Annotated in this window: 3 protein-coding genes; all 3 read right to left on the bottom strand. The window is 60.4% G+C overall.

The features are described 5' to 3' along the window. The coding region (locus Q7L05_RS13455; RefSeq protein ID WP_303907608.1) for an isoleucine--tRNA ligase at positions 1–1,348 on the bottom strand (1,348 nt) is incomplete at its 3' end. A gap of 8 nt (positions 1,349–1,356) precedes the next feature. Further along, a complete protein-coding gene (locus Q7L05_RS13450) occupies positions 1,357–1,773 on the bottom strand; it encodes a GxxExxY protein (protein ID WP_303907606.1) in 417 nt (138 codons plus the stop codon). Positions 1,774–1,821: 48 nt separating this feature from the next. Beyond that, positions 1,822–2,754, bottom strand: a complete 933-nt coding sequence (gene ribF, locus Q7L05_RS13445) for a bifunctional riboflavin kinase/FAD synthetase (protein ID WP_303907602.1) — start codon at positions 2,752–2,754, stop codon at positions 1,822–1,824. Positions 2,755–3,126 lie beyond the last annotated feature (372 nt).

Below are 3,126 nucleotides of genomic sequence, written 5' to 3'. Positions count from 1 at the left end.
TGCGAATGCCCCGGCCCTTGTTCCCTACAGGGCCGGGATACTCCGCGTCCATGCGGATAAACCATTGCGGTGTGGCACGGAAGATGATCGGGATCTTGTGGCGCCAGCAGTGCGGGTAGCTGTGTCGCAGGCGCTTAGCATAGACCAGCTTGCCTTCGGTCTTGAGCACTTCGATGACGTGATCGTTTGCCTTCAGCACGAACTCGCCGGCGAACAGGGGCGTGTCGGGCAGGAATTTACCGTCACCGCCCACGGGGTTGTCGACCGGCAGGTGGTACTTCAAACCCACCGCATAGTCCTCCTGACCGTGGCCGGGGGCCGTGTGCACGGCGCCGGTGCCGGCCTCCAGGGTGACGTGATCGCCGAGGATGATCGGCACCTCGCGGTCATAGAAGGGGTGTCTGAGCTTCAACCCCTCCAGGTCCGAGCCGCGGCAGTAGGCGATCACCCGGTAGTGGTCCACATCCCAGCGGCCCATGACATCCTTCAGCATCGCCTCGGCTACCAGCAACCGCTCCGGACCGTGTTCATGCACGCCGTCGCACTGCACCACGGCGTATTCGAGTTCGGGGTTGAGGGCCACCGCCTGGTTGGCCGGCAGGGTCCACGGTGTGGTGGTCCAGATCACCACCGAAAGCGGACCTTCGCCGTGATGGTTCTCCACGTGATGGCAGCGTTCGATGAACAGACCCTCGTCCATTGCCTCAAAGCGCACATCGATGGCCGGCGAGGTCTTGTCCTCGTACTCCACCTCGGCCTCGGCCAGCGCCGAGCCGCAATCGGTACACCAGTGCACGGGCTTGAAGCCCTTGTGCAGGTGGCCGTTCTCGATGATCCGCCCCAGGGTGCGGATGATATCCGCCTCGAAGCGGTAATCCATCGTCAGATAGGGATTATCCCAGTCGCCGAAGACGCCCAGGCGCTTGAAGTCCCGGCGCTGGCCATCCACCTGCACCGCGGCATATTCACGGCACTTGCTGCGAAACTCGTGAGTCTTCACCGTCACCCCCGGCTTGCCGATGGAGCGCTCCACCTGCAACTCGATGGGCAGCCCGTGGCAGTCCCAGCCCGGGACATAGGGCGCGTCGTAACCGGAGAGGGTCTTGGCCTTGACGATAATGTCCTTCAGGACCTTGTTGACCGCATGGCCGATGTGGATATCCCCGTTTGCATAGGGAGGGCCGTCGTGCAGGATGAATTTCTCCCGCCCGGCGCAGGCCTTTCGGATCTGTCCGTAGAGGTCCTTGCCCTCCCAGGCCGCCAGCCAGTCCGGCTCGCGCTTGGCCAGATTGCCGCGCATGGGGAAATCCGTTTTCGGAAGATTCAGCGTTTTTTTGTAATCAGCCATATTTGAATTCACCGCAGAGACGCAGAGGACGCTGAGGACACAGAGGTCTTCAGATTATTGACGAACCTCTTTACGCCTCGTTTAAGGATCGGAACATTGAAATTAATCAGCAGTCCCAGTTTCAGTTTCGTCAGTTTCAGATAGGTCAACAATGGGGCTTCATGGATGGGCAGTATCTGCTCCACCGATTTCAACTCCAAGAGCAATCGGTTATCGACCACCACATCGAGGCGGTAACCACAGTCCAACTCGATGCCTTTGTATGTTACGGATAGTTCACGCTGATGCTCAAACGGCACGCCGCGCAACCCCAGTTCGCGACAGAGACACGCTTCATAACTCGACTCAAGCAGCCCGGGCCCCAGCTGCCGATGCACTTCGATTGCAGCGGCGATCACCTCTCCTGACAATTCGTTGAGTTCCATAATCCTTCCCTGCGCTCCTCTGCGCTCTCTGCGTCTCTGCGGTGCAATTCAGTGCCGTTCTTCGAAAAACCTCCGGGCCTCGCTGGAGTCCTTTTCGATTTGCTGCTTCAGGGCCTCGAACGACTCGAAGCGCTTTTCGGGTCGAATGCGTTTCAGAAAATCCACCTGCACATGCCGGCCGTAAAGGTCGCCGGAGAAATCGAACAGGTGCACTTCCAGCAGGGAACGGGTGCCGTCCACGGTCGGCCGTTTGCCGACGTTGGCCACGCCGGGCAGCGGTTCGCCCTTGATCCCGAACATCTCCACAGCGAAGACCCCGTCCACCGGCGCCACGATTCGGTGCATCCGGATATTGGCCGTGGGAAAACCGATGGAACGGCCGCGCTGGTCGCCATGCACGACCCGACCGCACATCCGGTAGGGGCGTCCCAATAGCTGTTCTGCGATCTCCAGGTAGCCGTTTTGCAGGGCCTCGCGAATACGGGTACTGCTTACCCGCTCACCGTTCAGGCTCAGGGTGTGCATATTGACCACATCGAAGCCGTAGTCCCGTCCGGCCTTTTGCAGCATAGCAAAATCACCCTCCCGACCCGCACCAAAATGGAAATCGTCACCGACCACCAGATAGCGGATACCCAGTCCTTTCACCAGGACCTGCCGGATGAAGGCCTCCGCAGATAGCCCGGCCAGCTTGCGGTTGAACGGCAGCACCAGCATCCGATCCACGGAATAGCGCTGCATCGCCTTTACCTTCTCCCGAAACCGGGTCAGCCTCGGCGGCGCGGATTCCGGGGCGAAATACTCCCGGGACAGCGGTTCAAAGGTGATCACCACGGTCGGCAGGCACAACTCTGCCCCTTTTTCGGCCAGTTGGCCCAGCACCGCCTGGTGGCCGAGGTGAACGCCATCGAAATTACCGATGGTCGCCACGCTGCCACGATGGCGGGGCTTGAGGTTGTGCAGACCGCGAATCAATTCCATGGACCAACGCGCCGAACGGGAAATCGGTCAGTATACCGCAAGGGTACGGGGGACGGCGATGGTTGGGAAGACTAGTGGCTAGTGGCTAGTGGCGAGTGGCGAGTGGCGAGTGGCGAGTGGCGAGTGACTAGTAGCGAGTGACTAGTGGCGAGTCGCGAGGGACGAGGAGCGAGGGGCGAGAGACCAGCGCCAGGGATTAAGATCACTTCATCGCCGGGGCTCGGCTTTGGCATCCTGCGTCGCTCTACCGCTTACATCCATGTAGGCGTCCTCCTGATGAACTTGCCCTGCCCTGCTGTCATTACGAGGAGCCCCGAGCGACGAAGTAATCTCCTGGTCCAACCTCAATATTTCCACGTCGCTCGGGGCTCC

The sequence above is a fragment of the Thiohalomonas denitrificans genome, from assembly GCF_016841685.1.
GTDB lineage: Bacteria > Pseudomonadota > Gammaproteobacteria > Thiohalomonadales > Thiohalomonadaceae > Thiohalomonas > Thiohalomonas denitrificans_A.
The sequence above is the reverse complement of the archived record's forward strand: the minus strand, read 5'-3'. Positions and strand labels throughout refer to the sequence as shown.

Coding starts and splice junctions, on each gene's coding strand:
- ribF (WP_303907602.1), bottom strand. CDS start 2,754: ATGGAATTGATTCGCGGTCTGCACAACCTCAAGCCCCGCCATCGTGGC.
- Q7L05_RS13450 (WP_303907606.1), bottom strand. CDS start 1,773: ATGGAACTCAACGAATTGTCAGGAGAGGTGATCGCCGCTGCAATCGAA.